Raw genomic sequence first — 18,877 nt, 5'->3', positions numbered from 1 at the left:
ATGGGACGCGCGTTGGTCAGGGTTCTCGGCAAGAAGAGCGGTGATGAGCGCGTCGATGGCGGGCGGGACGGCGGAGCGTTGGTTGCTGGGCGGTCAGGGATCTTGGCGCTGTGCTGGTCAGGCGGTGGCGCGCCAGGTGGCCAAGGCGGTGGACCAGGCGACGAGCTGGTCCAGGGTGGTGGTGAGTGCGGCGGTCTGATGTTCGGCGGGGGTGAGCTCGGTGAAGCCTGTGAAGTCGTTGTGGAAGCTGAGCGCGACCTGCGCGGACACGTCGGCGACCTGCAGCGCGCCCAGGACGGGGCGCAGCGCCTCCACGGCGCGGACGCCGCCGTCGAAGCCGTAGGAGACGAAAGCGGCGGCCTTGTTGTTCCATTCGGCGTAGACGCGGTCCAGGGCGTTCTTCAACACTCCGGGATAGGAGTGGTTGTACTCCGGGGTGATGAACACGAAGCCGTCGTAGCCGGCCACGGTCTCGGCCCATGATCTGGTGTGCTGGTGGGTGTAGCGGCCGGTGGCGGGTGGCATCGGCTCGTCCAGGTGGGGCAGGTCGACCTCGGCGAGGTCGACCGGTTCGAAGCGGGCGTCGGCGCGCTGGGCGGCGTGCTTGAGGACCCAGTCGGCGACGGTCTCGCCGCGACGGCCGGGGCGGGTGCTTGCCAGGACGACTGCGATCTTGATCATTTCGGAACGCCTTTCGTTTGGAGCCGGGCACGGCCCCTGGGGCGGCGGGCGGGGCGTCAGTGCCGCTCGTGGCCGGTGAACATTTCGACCAGGCGGGCGATGGGGGCGGGGCCGAACAGCAGCTCCAGCGAGGCGGCCGATTCGGCGGCCGAGGTCTCGCTGCGCGGGAACAAGTCCTTCTCATAGGCCGTCAGGGCGGCTTCGGGGTCGCCGGGGTGGCCGGCGATGGCCAGACCGAGTTCGGCGCCGTCCAGCATGGCGAGGTTGGCGCCTTCCCCTGCGAACGGTGACATGAGGTGCGCTGCGTCGCCGAGCAGGGTCACGCCGGGGACGCGGTCCCACCGGTGGCCGACCGGCAGGGCGTTGATGCGGCGAGGCTCCAGGGGACCGTCAGCGTCGGTGATCAAGGCGTGGAAGGCGGGGGACCAGTCGGCGAAATGGGACAGCAGCGCGGTCTTGGCGGCCGGGATGTCGGTGAAGGCGATGCCGTCCAACCAGGTCACGGGGGCCCGCAGCGCGGTGTAGACGTGCAGGGTGCCGTCGGTTTCGAGGTGGGCGAGGAACCCGCGTTCGCCGTCCATGGCGATCAAGAAGCCGCTGCCGGCCATGTCGGCGGCTCCGGGGTGGCGGGTGCGGGCGTCCAGAAGGTCGAGTTCGACGAAGGAGATGCCGGTGTAGGACGGGTGCGCGGGGGAGACCAGCGGCCGGATCTTCGACCAGGCGCCGTCGGCGCCAACGAGCAGGTCGGTGGTGATGACGGCGCCGTCGGCGAAGGTCACCTCGTGGCGGCCGCGGTGCGGGGCGTCGTCCAGCGGGCGGACGCCGGTGGCCTTGGCGCCCCATCGGACCGTGCCGTCCGGCAGGGAGTCCAGGAGCAGGTCGCGCAGGTCTCCGCGGTCGACCTCGGGGCGATCACCGGTGCCGTCGTCCTGCTGTTGCAGCGCGACGGTCGCGTCGCGATTGAGCAGCCGCAGTCCCTCCCCGCCCGGATGGATGATCTTTTGGAAGCCGTCGTGGAGGTCGGCGGCGCGCAGCGCGACCTGTCCGGAGTCTTCGTGGATGTCGAGCATGCCGCCCTGGGTGCGCACATGGCGTCCGGCTTCCAGCTCGAACACCGCCGCCTCGATGCCGCGGGTGTGCAGGACCCGGGCCACGGTCAGGCCGCCCAGACCGGCGCCGATGATCGCGATGGGGTGGTGCGTGGTGGTCATGGCGAATGTCTCCTTACGGGGAGCGCGGCCAGCGTCACCGACCCGGGCCGGCCGGTGCCCCAGTGGCGAATGGTGCGGCATGCGGCTCAGGTGATTCCGGGACGTCATGGCCGATCACCTCGGACAGCAACATGAACGAGCCTACTAGTATCGCTGCTCGAAAATCATAACAGCTCTACTTTAGAAGTTGTTCCGCCCATGGCGGCCGGGGAGGGGCGTGACCGAGGCCGCCGCGGGGCGAAGAGAGCGCATGACGGCTCGTAGTCGTCGATGACGCGGCGGGTGACGCCGGGGCTGAGTGCGCCTTCTCCCACGGCGGCGGCGGTCGTCTGGTTGGACGGCCGCACTTGGTGGCCAGTCCGCCGACGCCGCGACCCGTGATCTGCTACAAGTGTAGTTTTAAACGTGCCCGCCGCTCGGACGGGTGCGGTCGGTCGGCGGTGAGAGGAGCCGGGTATGGCGGTTTCGATGGTGAAGGGGCAGCGGGTCTCGCTGGAGAAGGCGGGCGGGACGCTGGCCATGGTCCGGATGGGCCTGGGCTGGGACGCGATCAAGAAGAAGGGCATGTTCGGCAAGCAGCGCGAGCAGGACATCGACCTGGACGCCTCCTGCGTGCTGCTGGCCGACGGCGGCGTCGCCGACGTCGTCTACTTCGGCAAGCTGACCAGTGACGACGGTTCGGTCCGGCACACCGGCGACAACCTCACCGGAGTCGGGGACGGTGACGACGAGTCGGTGCTGGTGGACCTGTCCCGCGTGCCGGTGCACGTGACGTCGCTGGTGTTCACGGTCAGCTCGTTCAGCGGCCAGACCTTCGAGGAGGTCGAGAACGCGTTCTGTCGGCTCGTCGACGAGAGCACCGGCGAGGAGTTGACGCGGTACACCCTCACCGGCGGCGGGCGGCACACCACGATGGTGATGGCCCGCGTCTACCGGCAGGGCTCGGGGTGGAAGATGGCCGCGATCGGCGAACCCGGCCAGGGACGCACCCTTCAGGACATGCTCCCGGCGATCGCCTCCTACGCTTAGCCGGGCGACGAGAGGGATGGTCCTCGTCCGGACCCGTGACAGTCTCATCCGCCGGGGGAGTGCGTGAGCGCCGAAGGAAGCACCAAGGCCGTCCTCACCGCGCTGGGCGCGAACCTGGGGATCGCGGTCACCAAGTTCGTGGCTTTCGCGCTGACCGGGTCGTCGTCGATGCTGGCCGAGGCGATCCACTCGGTGGCCGACTCCAGCAACCAGGCGCTGCTGCTGATCGGCGGGAAGCGCGCCGAGCGCCGTCCGACCGAGGAGCACCCGTTCGGGTACGGGCGCGAACGCTATATCTACGCGTTCCTGGTCGCGATCGTGCTGTTCAGCCTGGGCGGGCTGTTCGCGCTGTACGAGGCGTGGCACAAGATCCGCGATCCGCATTCCATCGACGAGTGGCAGTGGGTGCCGATCGTCGTGCTGCTGGTCGCGATCGCCTTGGAGGGCACCGCGCTGCGCACGGCCGTCAAGGAGTCGAACCGCAGCCGGGGACGGTCGAGCTGGGTGCAGTTCGTCCGGCGGTCGAAGTCGCCCGAGCTGCCGGTGATCCTCCTGGAGGACACCGGTGCGCTCGTCGGCCTGGTCTTCGCGCTGGCCGGGGTGAGCCTGACCTTGATCACCGGCGACGGCGTATGGGACGGCATCGGCACCGCGGCGATCGGCGTGCTGCTCGCGGCCATCGCGATCGTGCTGGCCACCGAGGTCAAGAGCCTGCTCATCGGCGAGTCCGCCGGGCCCGAGCAGGTGCGGCTGATCCGGGCGGCGATCGTGGAGGGCCGCGACGTCCCCTCGGTGATCCACATGCGCACCATGCACCTCGGCCCGGACGAGCTGCTGGTCGCCGCCAAGATCGCCATTGACCTCCAGGACGACGCCCGCGAGGTCGCCGACGCGATCAACGACGCCGAGGCCCGCATCCGCGCGGCCGTGCCGATCGCGCGGCTGATCTACCTGGAACCCGACGTCCTGCGCCCGAAGGGGTGAGGCCGGTGCCACGCGGTCCGTCGCGCAGATCGCAGGGGCAGTTGGAGGCGGAGGTGCTGGCCGCGCTGGCCGCGCTCGGCGGCTCGGCCGGCACGACCGAACTCGTGGCACGGCTGGACGCCGACCCTGCGTATACGACGGTGAACACGATCCTTCTACGGAGCGCGCAGGACGAGGCGCGGCGGTCGCTGGAGACCGACGTCTCCATCACCGTCGCGGTGCCGGGCCGCCGCATTCGGACATGCTCCTGGGCCAACCGTCGGCGGGCATGAGGCGTCTTCTTGATCGATATCGCTTTGCGTGATGGAGGTCCAGTATGCGCAGACTGTTTGGTGGATTGCTGACGTTAGTCGTGTCGGCGGCTCTTCTCGGGGGTCTCGGCACGTCCGCGTCGGCCGCGTGCGACACGGCCTGGGGATCGCTGCCGAAAGGCACCCTGAGCGGTCATGCGGAGGGTCCGCTGGAGCGGGTCCGCACTGGCTCTCAGTCCTGTTATGACCGACTGGTCATCGAGGTGGCCGGATCGGGCTTCGGTTACCGGACCGAGTACGTCGACCAGGTGCTACAGGAGGGTTCGGGCAAGCCGGTTCCGCTGCGCGGCGGCGCCAAGCTGCGGGTCATCGTCCAAGCGGCCGCCGCTACGGGATTCCCCGCCAGCTCGCCCAACCTTGCCGACGTCACCGGTTACACCACGTTCCGGCAAGTGGCCGGAGCGGGCTCCTTCGAGGGCCAGACGACGATCGGCGTGGGCGTGCGGGCGCGCCTGCCGTTCCGGGTCCTCACGCTCCCACGCGACGGCGGCGGCACGCGGCTCATCGTCGACGTGGCCCACACCTGGTAATTCCGAGTCCGTCTCGCAGGGGACCGCGTGCTGGGCGGTCCCCGACGGGTCAGCCAGTCGGTTTCGTCGGAGCTTGGGCTCGGAGATTTCGCTAGCGACACCTTCGTCGGTCTGCGCCGTCGGAGGCTGCGGAGGGTCGCTGTTCGGTACCGCTTCCCCGTGTGCAGAATCAGCCGCTCGGCCACGTCCCGCGGTATCGGGGTTCAGCGGCTGGGGTCGGGTGGTGAGGTGGCCGAGGTTGTGGCAGAGGATGTTCGACGAATTCGCTCATTGAGGAATGTGCGGATCGCGTCGGCGACAGGCTCGGGGGCCTCCTCGGCCATGTGGTGGCCCGAGTCGATGGAATGGCCGCGGACGTCGTCGGCCCAGTTCTCCCAGATTCGCACCGGGTCGCCGTAGAGGTCCTCCAGGTCGTCCTTGGACGACCACAACACCAGCGTCGGGCACCGGACGCGGCGACCGGCGTGGCGGTCGTCCTCGTCATGCCGCCGGTCGATGCCCAGACCGGCCCTGTATTCCTCCAGCATGGCGTGCACGGTGGCCGGATCGTGAATTGCCTCGCGGAAATCGTCCCAGGCTTCGGGTGCCATGTGCTCGTCGGTGGCGGTGTACCAGGCGTCCGGGTCTGCGCTGATAATGCGCTCGGCGGGTTTGTCGGTCTGTCCGAAGAACCACCAGTGCCACCATTCCGCCGCGAATCGAGCGTCGCAGCGCTCCAGATGCTCGACCACCGGGAGCCCGTCCATGGGGATGAGCGCAGTGACCACCTCCGGATGGTCCATTGCAGTCCGGAACGCCACGAGCGACCCGCGGTCATGCCCTGCCACCGCGAACTCCTCGTGCCCGAGCGCCCGCATCAGGTTCACCATGTCCTGGGCCATCGCCCGCTTGGAGTACGGGGTGTGGTCGGCGTCGGTCTGCGGCTTGGACGACTTCCCGTAACCGCGTAGGTCCGGGCACACCACACGAAATTCGTCCGCGAGCACAGGAGCTACCTTGTGCCAGGTGGCGTGTGTCCGAGGGTGACCGTGCAGCAGCAACAGGGGCAATCCCGCCCCACCGTGCCGCACCCGCAACTCGACCTCACCGACATCGATCCGCTCCATCGTGAAGCCGTCAAAGAACATCATTCGGCGCTACCCGCACCACACCCCACCAATCCCATGCCTGCTCGGCGGCGTCCGGTCGCCTTCGCCGACAACCGTGCGCCGGCCGGGCTGGAAGAAGTGGTGGCGCCGCCGGCGTTGTCGTGATGTGGCTACGGTGGAGGAACGGTTGATCGCCGACCGTGCTGGCATGCTGGAGTTGGTCGCGTCGCTGAGCGCCGACTGGGACGGTGTCGTCGAGGCGTCGGCGCAGGCCAACGTGGACGATGAGCACGATCCTGAGGGCGCCACCATCGCCTTCGAGCGCGCTCGGATCGAGGCGTCCTTGATCCGGGCCCGCGAACGTCTGGCCGAAATCGACGACGCGCTGGGCAGGGTCGGCGACGGCACTTATGGCGTCTGCGAGCAGTGCGGCGGTCCCATCGCGGTGGAACGCCTGGAGGCGCGTCCGGCCGCCCGTACCTGCTTCGCCTGCGCCAGCGCTTGACCGCGCTCGGACACCGAACCTGGACCCGCGATTCACCTGGCGCCACTGAGGGCACCCGTCTCAACGTCCGCGCAGGAGGCCGGTGAGGAAGCCGGTCAGGTCGCGGCGTAGTTCGTCCATCGTCGGGTCGGTGCCCGCGCCAGCGAGCGCGTAGAAGATGACGCCCTCGGCGTAGACCACCAGGCGGCGGCCGTCGGCCTCCGGGTCGGTGGATCCGAGTGCCGTCATCAGCGCGACGGCCGGTTCCCGGAAGTGCCGGCCGCTCACGTCGTACAACGACCGCAGTTCCGGGCGTCGGGTGGCCTCCAGCGCCAACTCGTAGCGTGCCAGCGTGCGCCGTCGGCCCTCGGTGATCTGGCCGTGCAGCAGCCGCGCCAGCAATTCGATCGCGGGCTCCAGCCGGTCGGGGACGGACGCGACGCCGAGCGCGGCGAACTGCCGTTCCTCGAGCTCGTTCAGGCGTGCCAGGGCCAACTCCAGCAGGGCCGCGCGAGTGCGCGCGACGTTGGAGGCGGCGCCTGGAGGCAGTGCGGCGGCCGCGTCCACGGCCCGGTGGGTCAGTCCGCGCATTCCCCGCTCGGCCAGCAGTGTCAGGGCGGTCTCTGCGACCAGATCGGTGCGCGGCGATCCCATGGCGGAGACTCTACTTGCACAGGGGAAACTACATCCGTAGTCTTCACTACAAACGTAGTGTGGAGGTTTCGTGAAAGCGATCGTGATCGGTGGCGGGATCGGAGGGCTGACCGCCGCCGCGGCGCTCAAGGGCCGCGGCTGGACGGTCAGCGTCCTGGAACGGGCCCCCACGCTGGAACCGGTCGGGTCGGGCCTGGGCATGACGCCCAACGCGCTGCGGGCTCTCGACACCCTCGGCATCGGCGACCGGGTCCGCGGACTCGCGACGTTCGCCGGCGACGGCGGGGTACGGCGACCGAACGGCGGCTGGCTGAGCCGTACCAGCGCCGAGGCCGCCGCCCGGCGGTTCGGCGACCCGACCGTCGTCCTCCTGCGCGCCGCCCTGGTGGACCTGCTCCAGGAGTTGCTCGATCCGGCGGAGATCCGCCTGGGCGTCACCGTCGAGTCGGCGTCTTCTGACGGGACGGTGGCCACCTCGCAAGGCGAGGAGAGCGCGGACCTGATCGTCGCCGCCGACGGCATCGGCTCCCGCGTGCGGTCCACTCTGTTCCCCGGCCACCCCGGACCGCGCTACACGGGCCTGACGGCCTGGCGGCTGCTCGTCGCGGACCCTCGGGGGACCGGCGCCTTCTCCGAATCCTGGGGACGCGGCCTGGTCTTCGGACTCAACCCGATCGCCGGAGGCCAGGTCTACTGCTACGCCACCGCCGCCGCCGCGCCGGGGACGACCGCGCCGGACGAGAAGGCGGAACTGCTCCGCCTCTTCGGCGACTGGCACGACCCGATCCCCGAACTGCTGAGCGAGGCCGACCCCGCACGGATCCTGCGCAACGACGTCTACTTCATGCCACGCCCGCTTCCCGCCCTGCACAGTGGCCGGGTCGTCCTGCTGGGGGACGCGGCCCATCCCATGACGCCCAATCTCGGCCAAGGCGCCTGCCAGGCGATCGAAGACGGCGTGACACTCGCACACGAGGTCACGAAGGGCGTCGGCCCCGCCGGGTACACCGCCGCCAGGCTGGCGCGCACCTCGGCCATCATGAGGAGATCCCGCCAGATCGGCCGTCTCACCCAGATGAGGAACCCGCTGGGGACCGCCCTCCGCGACGCGGGCATGTGGACCGCCGGTCACCTCGGCCAGAACCTCGTCCTCCGCCAGGCCGCCCCCATCTTCAACTGGAATCCGCCGGCCTGACACCGCCGCCCATCTCCTCCGAAGCCCTCCGACCAAACGCGACGGCAGGCGTCCGTGTTCTGGCAGCTCGGAGCTACTCAGCGCAGTACGGCCGCCAACAGGTCGGACCCCAGTGCTGTCAGGTCGGGCAGGTTGAGGGTGTAGCGGACGTAACGACCGCGCCGCTGGGCCGTGAGCAGGCCCGCGCGGCGCAGGACGGCGAGGTGGCGGGAGACCTCCGGGGGCGAGAGTTCCCAGGCGTGGGCCAGCTCACCGGTGGTGTGCGGGCCCCGGGCCAGGGTGCGCAGGAGCCGCAGCCGTACCGGATGCGCGAGCGCCTCCAGCCGTAGCGTGACCGTTTCCAGGGACACCGGCTCCGGAGGGCTCGCCTCGGCCACGGGGTACTGCACCACCGGCCGCCACCTGGGCGCGTGGACCACTACCAGGTGCGGGCGGCCGAAGACACTGGGGAGGAAGGTGACTCCGGTCCCGTGGGCGGTGGTCGCATTGTCCTGCAGTTTGTCCACGATGATGCAGTCGCCGTCCGGCGACAGCGTCACGGCGCCGGAGACGGACGCGAGTGCCGCCGCGATGCCCTGGCGCTTCAACAGGTCGTTCTTCAGGCGCAGGTCGGTGGCGATTTGCACGGCGACGCTCGTCCAGGCGGCGTCGAAGAATGCCTCGGCGCACAGTTCGAGGGTGTGGCGCACCCGCGCCCGCACGGCGGCCGGGTCCGCGAGCAGCCGTTCCGCGAAGGCCTCCTGGAGCGCGCCGCGCGCTTGGGCCAGGTCCAGGGCCCGCTCGCGCGCCGTCGCGTCGGTGAGCGGCGACGGCGCGCCGAAGTGGACCCGGTTGCTGCCGCACGTGGTGATGAGCGCGGCGGTCACATAGGTTTCGTCGTCGATCCGGTCTACGTCGTCCAATTCCTCGGCGAGGGTCGGCCGGGGTGAGGAGGGGACCAGGAAGTCGGCTCGTGAGGAACGCCAGAGGAACTCCGCTTCCCTGAGCCGCTCGGCCAGCTCCGGCGAGAGCCCGGCCCAGACGTCTCCGGCCCAGCCGGCGAGCTGCGGATGATGCGCGGGTTCGGCCAGCACGTGCAGCATCGCGGTCAGCTCGGCCAGCGGGGAGGCGGCGAACCGCAGTCGCCCGGACGGCAGACCGCCGATGTCGATCCTCAACGTCACCCCCTCATCATCGCTGGTCGGACGGCCGACGACCGCGTCGGTTGACGATGTCCGTCAACCGGCGCGGTCGGCTCGGCGGCAGAACGCACCGTTGACGCCATGGCGACCACCACCAAGATCCAGCCGCGCGCCCTCGTCCGTGCCTCCGGAGGTCCGCGCTATGCCGTCGCCCTGGCCGTGGACGCGCTCGGCACCGGCCTGCTGCGGCCCTTCCTGCTGCTCTACGGGGTGTCCGTGCTGAGGCTGTCGGCACCGGCCACCGGCATCGCCATGACGGTCGGCGCCGTCGCGGGTCTGGTGTGCATGCCCGCGGTCGGCCGATGGCTGGACCGGGGCTCCCGCAGCACGGTCGTGGCAGCGTCGATGCTGGTGCGGGTGCTGGGCGTGGCGCTCCTGCTGGCCGCCCCGGCGGGGCACGTCCGGCTGTTCGCGGCGGCGGCGCTCTTTCTCGGCATCGGCAACCAGGCTTGGCCCGCCGCCCATGCGGCCCTCGTGGCCACGGTCGCCCACGGCCGGGAACGCGATGCCGCCCTCGCGGGGGGCCGCGCCCTGCGCAACGCCGGCCTGGGCGCCGGTGCACTCCTCGCCACCGCATGCCTGGCGGGCGGCACCACCGCGTTGCAGGCGCTGGCGGCCGTCACCGGGCTCGCCTACCTCGCCGCGGCGGCCTTGGCGTGGTCGGTCCACGTGCACGCTCGTCCGGCCGGTGCCGCGGCCAAAGGCGGGGACGACGCGCCCGCACCCCGGATGCGCGCGCTTCTGGCCGCCAACGTGATCTACGTGTTCTGCCTCAACGTCCCCGAAGTCGCGGTCCCTGTTGTCTTGGTGACGCAGTTGCATGCCTCCCCGGTGTGGTTGGGAGGCATCTTCGTCGCCAACACGGTGCTGGTGGTCACCTTGCAGGTTCCGCTCACCGTCCTGATGTCCCGCTTCCCGCGCCGGTCCGTGCTGGCCATTGCAGGCGTGGTGCTCACCGCGTCCTACCTCGGCTTTCTCGCGGCCACCTTCCTGGGACACGGCTGGGGTGCCCCGGCCGTCGCCGCGGTGTCCGTGGTCTGCACGCTCGGCGAGATCATCTACGCGGGCAGCGCCACGGCGCTCGTCACCGTCCTCGCCCCGGCGCATGTCCTGGGACGAGCCCTCGCCCGCTTCCAGCTCTCCACGGGCTTCGGCCTGGCCGTTTCCCCGGCGGTCATCACCGCTCTCGCGTCCCACGGCCAGGCCGTCCTCTGGGGCAGCCTCGCCGCCGCGACGTCTCTCTCCGCCGGAGCCGTCGCCATCGAGCAGGAACAAGGAGCGCGGCTCAGCGGCTACCGCCGCCGGGCGCGAGCAGGCTCGTGAACTCGGCGATCGCCTCGGGGGGCTTCCCTGTGCTCAGTCTCTCCAGCACCAGACCGGTCTCTTCTCGATGAAGTCGATCTGGACCGTCCGGCGCTCGATCCGCCAGAAGCCGCCCTCCCGCCGGTAGGCGTCGCTGAAGCGGACATGCCAGGCGAAGTCGGTGGGCTTTCCCGGCTCATCTTCGTTGAGATGGTGCGCGACGCAGGTGACGTGCCCGGTCGCCGTCGCGTTCTCGCGTCCCGGATCGAATACCTGGCCCACGATCTCGTGCGACGTGCGCGGGAACCTTTCCAGGGATCGGAGCGCTTTGGCGATCTCGTCTCGTCCCCTGAAGGAATGCACGGGTTCGAGCTGCTCTGGAGGGTCCGGCAGGACGAGAACCGCGTCGTCGGCGAAGAGACCAACGAGAGCGGTGTACTTGACGTGGTCGGCGTAGAGCGCGTACCTGGCGACGAGGTCGGCGAGCGCGATCCGGTCGCGCGGATCGAGCACCCTCACGAGAGCCTCGCGCGTTCAGCGTCGATCGCGGCGGGCCTCTCCGACGACCAGGGAACCTCGTCGTTCCACGACCTGAAAAACCCACGATCCAGCGACATGTCCGGAGCCTACAGGGACCCGAGAAAAAGCTCTCCGACCCGCGAGGGCGGGCACTGCGCCCGCCCAAGGCTCTTAGCTCGATGGGCGGGGGCTTCGCGTTCAGCGCCAGCCGAGTTCGGGTGCCACGTGGGTCAGGATGTTCTCCAGGACGTGTGCGTTGTAGTCGACGCCGAGCTGGTTGGGGACCGTGAGCAGCAGCGTGTCCGCGGCCTGGATGGCCTCGTCTTCGGCGAGTTGCTTGACCAGCACGTTCGGCTCGGCCGCGTACGAGCGTCCGAAGATCGCCCTGGTCTTCTCGTCGATCATTCCGATCTGGTCGCCCGAGTCGGCGTTGCGGCCGAAGTAGGCGCGGTCCAGGTCGCTGGTCAGCGCGAAGATGCTGCGGCTGACCGACACGCGCGGCTGGCGTTGGTGCCCGGCGTCCTTCCACGCCTGCCGGTACGCCTCGATCTGCTTGCGCTGCTGGACGTGCAGCGGCTCGCCCGTCTCATCGTCCTTGAGCGTGGAGCTTTGCAGGTTCATGCCCAGCTCGGCCGCCCACACGCTGGTGGCGTTGGAGCCCGAGCCCCACCAGATGCGGTCGCGGAGCCCTGCGGAATGGGGCTCGATGCGCAGCAGCCCGGGTGGGTTGGGGAACATCGGTCGCGGATTCGGCTGGGCGAAGCCTTTGCCCTGCAGCACGGTGAGCAGTACCTCGGTGTGCTTGCGCGCCATGTCGGCGTCGGTGTCGCCCTCGGGCGGCTCGTACCCGAAGTACCTCCACCCGTCGATGACCTGTTCCGGTGATCCTCGGCTGATGCCCAGTTGCAGGCGCCCGCCGGAGATCAGGTCGGCGGCCCCGGCGTTCTCGGCGAAGTACAGCGGGTTCTCGTAACGCATGTCGATCACGCCGGTGCCGATCTCGATGCGCGACGTCCTCGCGCCGATCGCGGACAGCAGCGGCAGGGGAGAAGCCAGCTGCCTGGCGAAGTGGTGCACCCGGAAGTAGGCGCCGTCGGCGCCGAGTTCCTCCGCGGCCACGGCGAGATCGACCGACTGCAGCAGGGCGTCCTGCGCAGACCGGGTTTGCGAGCCCGCGCCGTCACTCCAGTGACCGAACGAGAGAAAGCCAATCTTCTTCACACCGACGTCAACCACCCCAGCGCCTACGAGATTCCAGAGCGGTTGACCACTCGCCGTCTCACGGCCAGGGACCGCCCCACGTCAAGACCAGCGACAACCCACGACGGCCACCCTGGCATCGGCAGCCGTAGGCGTTCGGGTGCGGCGCGGATCTCAGGATCTCCTGACACAGAGCATCCTATCAATGACTCTTAGTTATCGACGTGAGTCATTCTGAGAGGCGCCGGGGTGGGGCGTGTGGTGTCGCTTCATCCTCTGAGGAGGTGTGATGCGGCTGTTCGTTCGGTGGGCACGGCGCGGGAGGCGGTCGAGGGCGGTGCCCCTGGGGCCGCAGTTGAGCGGACAGACCCGGTACGACAAGGCGAGCGAGCTGGCGGAGACCGGGATGCTCACGATGTCCCGGCGGTTGCCCGCGCTGGTCGGTCAGGTTCTGCGGCTGGGGTGGCAGGCGAACCGGGCCGACCAGGTCGTCACCGTCGCGTTCAACGTCGTCGCCGGTGTCTTCACCGCGTTCGGGCTGCTGGCCACGGCGGGCGTGTTGACCGCATTGTTCGCCGCGGGACCCACCCCGGACAGGGTGCGGGACGCGGTGCCGCAGTTGCTGCTCGTGGGGGCGGCCGTCACGCTCCGCGCGGCGTGCGCGGCGGTCGCGCAGTGGGCGCAGGCCCGGTTGCGGCCCCAGGTTCAGCAGGTCGTCGAGCGTCGGCTGTACGAGGTCACCACCGCGATCGAGTTGGCGGCCTTCGACAATCCCGAGTTCCAGGACGACCTGCACCGTGCGCGGCTGCGGGGCGCGGAGTCGGCCCCGCTGATGGTGGACCACACAGTGGAGTTGTTCACCGCCGTGGTCGGAGTCGCGGCGGCCGCCGGGGCTCTCGGCGTCCTGCATCCGGTGCTCCTGCCGCTGCTGTTGCTCACCGCGCTCCCCGAGGCGTGGGCGGCGGTCGCGGCGGCCCGGCTCGGGTATCTCACCCAGTTGAGCCTGGTGGAGGTCCAGCGGCGGAGCTGGATCATGGCCGATCTGATGACCGAGCGGCTGCACGCGGCCGAGATCCGTTCCTTCACGATCCGCGGCTTTCTGCTGCGCCGGTACACCGAACTCGCCGATCACATCCGGGGCGTGTCGCTGGACCTGGCGTGGCGTCAGACCAGGACACGGGTCTGCGGCGATGTTCTCAAGGGACTGACGATCGCGTTGATGTACACGGCGTTGGGGGCGTTGCTGTGGCGTGGCGCCATGCCGCTGGCCGTCGCCGGGACGGCGGTGCTGGCGATCCGTGCCGGACAGGCGTCCCTGGTCAGCCTGGTCCACTCGCTGAACCGTTGCTACGAGGACGGTCTGTACTTCAGTGACTACCTGGCCTATTGCCGGCGGGCGGAGGCGCGGGTGCGCAGAGCCCTTGGCGACCGGTCGTCCTCCAGCGAGACCGAGGCGTCGCGTCAGATCGAGACCTTGAAGCAGTTCCAGGAGATCAGCGCGGAAGAGATCACCTTCAGCTATCCAGATAGCGCGGTCCCGTCACTGCACCAAGTGTCGGTACGGCTGCGACGAGGCGAGATCGTCGCGCTGGTCGGCGAGAACGGGTCGGGCAAGACCACGCTCGCCAAGATCCTGGCCGGTCTGTACCTGCCCCAGCGCGGGCATGTCCGCTGGGACGACCTGCTGGTGGACGACCTCGACCCCGATGTCGTGCGAGGTTCCATCGCGGTCGTGGCCCAGGACCACACCCATTGGCCGATGACCGCCGCCGACAACGTCACCATGGGTGACGACGCCGCGGTGCCCGGTGTCCGGCGCGCTGTGGAGCGGGCGGTCGCCGCGGCCGGCGCCGCCCCGGTGATCGCCGAGTTGCCGTACGGGCTGGACACGCTTCTCGACCGGCGATTCCACGACGGACGCGAGCTGTCGGGCGGGCAGTGGCAACGGCTGGCGGTCGCGCGCGGCTTCTACCGGGACGCACCGCTACTGATCTGCGACGAACCCACCGCCGCCCTCGACGCCCGCGCCGAGCACCACCTGTTCGACAAGATCCGGGCCCATGCCGCCGACCGCGACCGCACCGTCTTGCTGATCACCCACCGGCTCGCGAGCGTCCGGCACGCGGACCGCATCTACGTCCTGAGCGGCGGCCGCGTCACCGAGCATGGCACGCACCCGCAGCTGATGAGGCGCGGCGGACTGTACGCCGAGCTGTACGCCCTGCAGGCGTCCGCCTACCGCTCGGCGGACGACGCCGCCGCGAGCGGCGGGCACCGCGAACCGACCACCGAACCGTAGGGCCGGTCGGCGCGACAGGGGGACGTCGCCGATCCCACTCCCAACAATCTCCACAGGCTTTGCCGTCGGAGCTGTGGCCATTGTCAATCAAGCTCTATTACTCTAAGTAATCGTTCTGTTACAACAAAGAAAGGAGGGGTAGTGTCAACTGAGCTCCCCATTCCGCGCGAAGCGGACGCGGTCGACACCACCGGGCTGTTCGCCATGGCGCCCAGCACCGAAGAGGTGAATATCGCCGGATCGGCGTGTCGCAACACCTGCGTCTCCGGCTGGACGATCCGCTGCGACGGCTACACCCTCTGACAGAGGGCGGATTGCCGTCAATTCCATGAAGTCCGGGCCGGAGCGGACAATTCCTGCCCGCTCCGGCCCTCTTTCCGGGTGAGGTCGAAACAGTGACGCGAGGGACCATCCACCGGCCCGGCTTCGCCGGCGGCGTTCCAGAACACGAGAAGGAGACCGCCGGGCTGCTCAGCGATCTGCTGGCGGGCAGCGGCCGGGTCATGACCGCCGTCGGCATGTGGCTCGACGTGGACGATCCCGGCTTCCGACCACCCGAGCAGGGATGGAAGCTCCACGTCTCCGCGCATCCCGCGTCGCTGGCCGAGACGCTGCGGGGCGCCGTCCCGGTGCTGACGGCGACTCCCTGCCGGTTCAAGGTGATCCGTTCCCGCGAGCATCTGGACGAGCTCAACTGCGTGCAGACGCCGCCGGGTGCGGTCGGCAAGGCCATGACCGTCTACCCGGCGTCCGACCAGGTGACGGGCCTGGCGCACGACCTGGCCGACGCGCTGACCGGGCTGAGCGGCCCCCGAATCAACAGCGACCGGCGGGTGCGGGCGGACGCCCCCGTCTACTACCGCTTTGGCCCGTTCCGTGCCCGCCTGGAGTTCAACGACAACGGCGACCTGTACCTGAGCGTCATCGATCCCGACGGGCGGCCGCATCCAGGTGAGGCCGGCCCGGTCGTGTGGACACCACCCTGGCTCGACGACCCATTCGCCGCCGAACCCGTCCAGGACGACGCGGCGACACCTGTGCGCGGCACATTGCGGCCCGCTGGCCGAGGGCCCGCTAGCCGCGCGGCGGCCTCCGAGGGCGATCCCGTTCCCGAGCCGATCACCTTGGGCGGCCGGTATCTCGTCCAGGAAGCGATCACCATCAACGCCAAGGGGGGCGTCTACCGGGCCGCCGACCGCCGCGGCGGCACCAGCGTGATCGTCAAGGAGGCGCTCGCCCACGTCAACCAGGACGAGCGGCAGCGCGATGCCCGGACCTGGCTGAGCCACGAGCGCCAGGTGCTCCACCTTCTGCGGGACGTCCCCGGCGTACCGAAGGTGATCGACCATTTTCGGCACGGCGACGCCGACTACCTGGCGCTCACCGACCTCGGGGCGCACACCCTGGTACGCGACGTGGTCGACAACGGGCCGTTCAGTACCGGCGGCGAATGCCCCGGGCGCGCGGCCGACGATCTCGCCGCCGCGTTGCTGTCCACGCTGGACGAGGTCCACCGGCACGGGATCATCGCCCGTGACCTGGCGCCCAAGAACGTCGTCATGGACGTCCGCGGTCGCCCGCACCTGATCGACTTCCAGATCAGCCACGTCGAAGGCGCCGCGCTGCACGGCTGGACGCCGGGCTACAGCTCCCCACAGCAGGAACACCGGCACCCCCCATGCGTCGAGGACGACTATTACTCGCTGGGCGCCACCCTGTTCTACGCCGTCACCGGCCTGGCCCCGGTCTGGCTGACCGGAGACGTCCGCAATCACGACGTCGACCGGATCGCCGCACTGCTGGACGGCCGGGACCACACCGGCGTGATCGTCGGCCTCATGAGTCCCGAACCCGCCGAACGCCGCGCCGCGGCCCGGCAACTGCGCACCGGTCGTCGCCTGCGCCGCGGGCCTGACCGGTCTCCGTCGGCGCAGCGGCCGTCCGACCTGCCCGCCCTCACCGGCCACACCCTCGACCAGGTCATCGTCCACGCCAAAGCCCTGCTGACCGGCCAGGACCGATCGCCCGGCGGATTCCCCAACCCTGCTGGCGTGTCCTATGGAGCCGCCGGAATCGGTATGGAACTCCTGCACCACCTCGATCGCCCCGGCGTCGGTGATCTGGTCCGCGCACTGGCCCACTGGTCGTGCGGGCTGCTCACCCTCAAACAGGCGCCCGCGTCCCTGATGATGGGCACCACCGGCACGGCGGTATTCACCGCGGCCGCAGGCCGCGCTCTCAACGATGACACCCTGCTCACCATGGCCGTCGGCCTCCCCGCGCCGCCACCGCATCGTGTCGAGCATCACGACTTCACCCATGGGCTGGCGGGAATCGGTCTGGGGCAGTTGCACCTGTGGCACATCACGGGTGACGCAGGCCATCTCCGTGCCGCCGCACACTACGCCGAGCACCTCATCGCCCGCGCCCCCTTCGTCGTGCACAACTCGGACGTCGACTATGACGACTGCAGCAACGTGGCCGAGACCCTGGGCTTCGCCCACGGACTGGCGGGAGCCGTCCAATTCCTGCACGCCCTGCACGACGCCACCGGCGACTCGTCCATTGAGGCGACAGCGCGCGACTACCTCTCCATCCTGAGCCGACACCTACCGGCGCTCCTTGAGGCAGCGGAGCGACCCTCCGCCCGACCGATGCACGCTTCGTTCTGCCAAGGTCTAGCGGGAATCGGTGCGGTCCTGACCCGGGCCACCGCCTCCGCGGCCCCACAGCACCTGGACCTGGCCCGCCGAGCCGCCACCACCTGCCTGCGCCTGGCACCGACCATGATCGTCGTTTCGCAGTGCTGCGGGCTGTCGGGCCTGGGAGAGTTCTATCTCGATCTGCACCAGGCCACCAAGGACGCCACCTACCACCGGCACGCCACCACCGTCGCTGCGCACATCCTCGACCGCGCCGGCGGTACTCCCACGGCCCCCGTCTTCCCCGACCACACCCAGCACGAGACCAGCGGCGGTTGGGCCACCGGTAGCAGCGGAGTCCTGTCCTTTCTCCGACGCCTCCGCATCCCCGACACGCCCCGCCTCTGGATCGACCCGCCCACCGTCCCATCCCACGCACCACGCCCTGATCTGATCCCGGAGGCGGTCGCTTCTAGATGACGTGTGGCGTGTCGCCGTTACGCAGCCTCGCGTTAGGGCGGCACGCCACAGGTCAACACTTGCGGGGACGGTTAGGGGAGGGTGGGAATCCTCGGGGCGCTGTCGGTCCAGCCGACCTGGAGGTACAGCTCCTTGTCGACCTTGCCGGGGACGTCGGGAGCGGAGCGCGAGGTGCTCAGCACGAGCGAGGTGTTCGGGTCGATGATCACGGTGTCGGCGACGCCGCGCAGGACCCGCACGTGCAGCCCGACCCCCTTGCGTCCGCGCTCGTCGGTGACCTCGCCCATGGCGGTGACCCCGGGCATGGCGGCGAGCATCCGGTAGGCGGCGGCGCGCACCTTCGGAGAGGCGGGGACGAAGCTGAGCAGGTCCGTCACGCAGTTCTTCACGACCTCGTCCGCGGTCCGTCCCGCGGTGGGGTGGTTGCGTGGGATCGCTCGCTCCAGGGCGCTCCTCAGCTTGCCGGGGTCGGCCGGCAGCGCCTGGACCTGCTTGAACGTCATCTCCCTGTCGCAGACCAGGAAGGTCTTCGTGGCGGTGTCCTTGTCGAGCACGGGGGAGATCGGGTTCGGGTCGGGCGAGCCGTCGCGCCTGAAGGCGGGCGCGTCCTTGGCGGACATGGGAACGGCGCCGAGTCCCCGGTATCCCGTCCAGGACCGGCCGTCCGGCCGGCTCCACTGCCCGATCAGTTGCTGCCCGAGCATCCAGTACTTTCCGCGCTCACTGTAAAAGGCCCTCGACTGCACCGTCAGGACATGCCAGTACCGGCCGGTGGTCGGTGCCGCCTCGGCGTGCTCGGCGGCGGTGAGCAGTACCGTCTTCGCCGACATCGGCTGGACGGCGGGACCGTGGCCGGCGTCGGGTGCGCGCGGGGTCGTCCCGGACGACAGGACGACCACCCCCGTGAGGGCGGCGGCGGTGGCGGTCAGGCCGATGCCGCTCCACAGGGCGGGACGGCGCCAGGCGCGGCGCGTCGGCCGCTCCGGCTCGCGCATCCCGTTGAGGAGGCGATGGCGGACGGCGGCCTCGCTCTCCGGAGTGGGCGGCTCGTCCAGCATCGTGCCGATCATCTGGAGCTCATCCATGG

Annotated in this window: 18 protein-coding genes; 10 read left to right on the top strand and 8 right to left on the bottom strand. The window is 70.0% G+C overall.

Going from position 1 to position 18,877, the window contains the following annotated elements; all coding sequences use genetic code 11:
- Positions 1-117 precede the first annotated feature (117 nt).
- Positions 118-681, bottom strand: a complete 564-nt coding sequence (locus tag FXF65_RS11865; RefSeq protein WP_148349810.1) for an NADPH-dependent FMN reductase — start codon at positions 679-681, stop codon at positions 118-120.
- 56 nt (positions 682-737) lie between these two features.
- Positions 738-1,892: an FAD-dependent oxidoreductase gene (locus FXF65_RS11860; protein ID WP_148349809.1), complete on the bottom strand. Its 1,155-nt coding sequence runs from the start codon at positions 1,890-1,892 to the stop codon at positions 738-740.
- Between the two features lie 456 nt (positions 1,893-2,348).
- Between FXF65_RS11860 and FXF65_RS11855 the strand changes: the two genes are divergently transcribed.
- The 4 genes from FXF65_RS11855 (at position 2,349) to FXF65_RS11840 (ending at position 4,746) form a co-directional block, all read left to right on the top strand.
- Positions 2,349-2,921, top strand: coding sequence for a TerD family protein (locus tag FXF65_RS11855; RefSeq protein ID WP_148349808.1), 573 nt, complete (start codon positions 2,349-2,351; stop codon positions 2,919-2,921).
- A gap of 63 nt (positions 2,922-2,984) precedes the next feature.
- A complete protein-coding gene (locus tag FXF65_RS11850) occupies positions 2,985-3,905 on the top strand; it encodes a cation diffusion facilitator family transporter (RefSeq protein ID WP_148349807.1) in 921 nt (306 codons plus the stop codon).
- A gap of 5 nt (positions 3,906-3,910) precedes the next feature.
- Positions 3,911-4,177 carry a BlaI/MecI/CopY family transcriptional regulator gene (locus FXF65_RS43660; protein ID WP_187412234.1) on the top strand — a complete coding sequence of 89 codons (267 nt, stop codon included), beginning with the start codon at positions 3,911-3,913 and terminating at the stop codon, positions 4,175-4,177.
- 44 nt (positions 4,178-4,221) lie between these two features.
- Positions 4,222-4,746, top strand: coding sequence for an AMIN-like domain-containing (lipo)protein (locus FXF65_RS11840; RefSeq protein WP_148349806.1), 525 nt, complete (start codon positions 4,222-4,224; stop codon positions 4,744-4,746).
- A 203-nt stretch (positions 4,747-4,949) separates the two neighbouring features.
- Here FXF65_RS11840 and FXF65_RS11835 read toward each other — a convergent pair whose 3' ends face one another.
- Positions 4,950-5,876, bottom strand: coding sequence for an alpha/beta fold hydrolase (locus tag FXF65_RS11835; RefSeq protein ID WP_246198503.1), 927 nt, complete (start codon positions 5,874-5,876; stop codon positions 4,950-4,952).
- 133 nt (positions 5,877-6,009) lie between these two features.
- Here FXF65_RS11835 and FXF65_RS11830 point away from each other — a divergent pair, with 133 nt between their 5' ends.
- On the top strand, positions 6,010-6,339 hold the full coding sequence (locus FXF65_RS11830; RefSeq protein ID WP_246198502.1) for a TraR/DksA family transcriptional regulator: 330 nt from the start codon (positions 6,010-6,012) through the stop codon (positions 6,337-6,339).
- 60 nt (positions 6,340-6,399) lie between these two features.
- On the opposite strand, the gene FXF65_RS11825 is transcribed toward FXF65_RS11830, so the two are convergent.
- Positions 6,400-6,972 carry a TetR/AcrR family transcriptional regulator gene (locus FXF65_RS11825; RefSeq protein WP_148349805.1) on the bottom strand — a complete coding sequence of 191 codons (573 nt, stop codon included), beginning with the start codon at positions 6,970-6,972 and terminating at the stop codon, positions 6,400-6,402.
- A 70-nt stretch (positions 6,973-7,042) separates the two neighbouring features.
- Between FXF65_RS11825 and FXF65_RS11820 the strand changes: the two genes are divergently transcribed.
- Positions 7,043-8,167: an FAD-dependent monooxygenase gene (locus FXF65_RS11820; protein WP_148349804.1), complete on the top strand. Its 1,125-nt coding sequence runs from the start codon at positions 7,043-7,045 to the stop codon at positions 8,165-8,167.
- A gap of 77 nt (positions 8,168-8,244) precedes the next feature.
- Here FXF65_RS11820 and FXF65_RS11815 read toward each other — a convergent pair whose 3' ends face one another.
- A complete protein-coding gene (locus FXF65_RS11815; RefSeq protein WP_148349803.1) occupies positions 8,245-9,330 on the bottom strand; it encodes a DUF5937 family protein in 1,086 nt (361 codons plus the stop codon).
- Between the two features lie 99 nt (positions 9,331-9,429).
- On the opposite strand from FXF65_RS11815, the gene FXF65_RS11810 reads away from it, so the two are divergent.
- On the top strand, positions 9,430-10,671 hold the full coding sequence (locus FXF65_RS11810) for an MFS transporter (protein ID WP_148349802.1): 1,242 nt from the start codon (positions 9,430-9,432) through the stop codon (positions 10,669-10,671).
- A gap of 33 nt (positions 10,672-10,704) precedes the next feature.
- Here FXF65_RS11810 and FXF65_RS11805 read toward each other — a convergent pair whose 3' ends face one another.
- Both FXF65_RS11805 and FXF65_RS11800 read right to left on the bottom strand, forming a co-directional pair.
- Positions 10,705-11,169 (bottom strand): nuclear transport factor 2 family protein, encoded by a 465-nt coding sequence (locus FXF65_RS11805; RefSeq protein WP_148349801.1) that lies wholly within the window; start codon positions 11,167-11,169, stop codon positions 10,705-10,707.
- Positions 11,170-11,367: 198 nt separating this feature from the next.
- On the bottom strand, positions 11,368-12,390 hold the full coding sequence (locus tag FXF65_RS11800; RefSeq protein WP_148349955.1) for an LLM class flavin-dependent oxidoreductase: 1,023 nt from the start codon (positions 12,388-12,390) through the stop codon (positions 11,368-11,370).
- A gap of 334 nt (positions 12,391-12,724) precedes the next feature.
- On the opposite strand from FXF65_RS11800, the gene FXF65_RS11795 reads away from it, so the two are divergent.
- The 3 genes from FXF65_RS11795 to lanL all read left to right on the top strand — a co-directional run bounded on the left by FXF65_RS11795 (position 12,725) and on the right by lanL (position 17,790).
- A complete protein-coding gene (locus tag FXF65_RS11795) occupies positions 12,725-14,668 on the top strand; it encodes an ATP-binding cassette domain-containing protein (protein ID WP_246198500.1) in 1,944 nt (647 codons plus the stop codon).
- A 141-nt stretch (positions 14,669-14,809) separates the two neighbouring features.
- Entirely contained in the window at positions 14,810-14,971 is a 162-nt protein-coding gene (locus FXF65_RS11790; RefSeq protein WP_148349799.1) for a cinnamycin family lantibiotic, read from the top strand.
- Between the two features lie 92 nt (positions 14,972-15,063).
- Positions 15,064-17,790 carry a class IV lanthionine synthetase LanL gene (lanL, locus tag FXF65_RS11785; RefSeq protein WP_246198499.1) on the top strand — a complete coding sequence of 909 codons (2,727 nt, stop codon included), beginning with the start codon at positions 15,064-15,066 and terminating at the stop codon, positions 17,788-17,790.
- A gap of 71 nt (positions 17,791-17,861) precedes the next feature.
- On the opposite strand, the gene FXF65_RS11780 is transcribed toward lanL, so the two are convergent.
- Positions 17,862-18,875, bottom strand: coding sequence for a CU044_5270 family protein (locus FXF65_RS11780; protein ID WP_148349798.1), 1,014 nt, complete (start codon positions 18,873-18,875; stop codon positions 17,862-17,864).
- Positions 18,876-18,877: the final 2 nt, after the last annotated feature.

The organism is Actinomadura syzygii, assembly GCF_008085905.1.
Classification (GTDB): Bacteria; Actinomycetota; Actinomycetes; order Streptosporangiales; family Streptosporangiaceae; genus Spirillospora; species Spirillospora syzygii.
The sequence above is the reverse complement of the archived record's forward strand: the minus strand, read 5'-3'. Positions and strand labels throughout refer to the sequence as shown.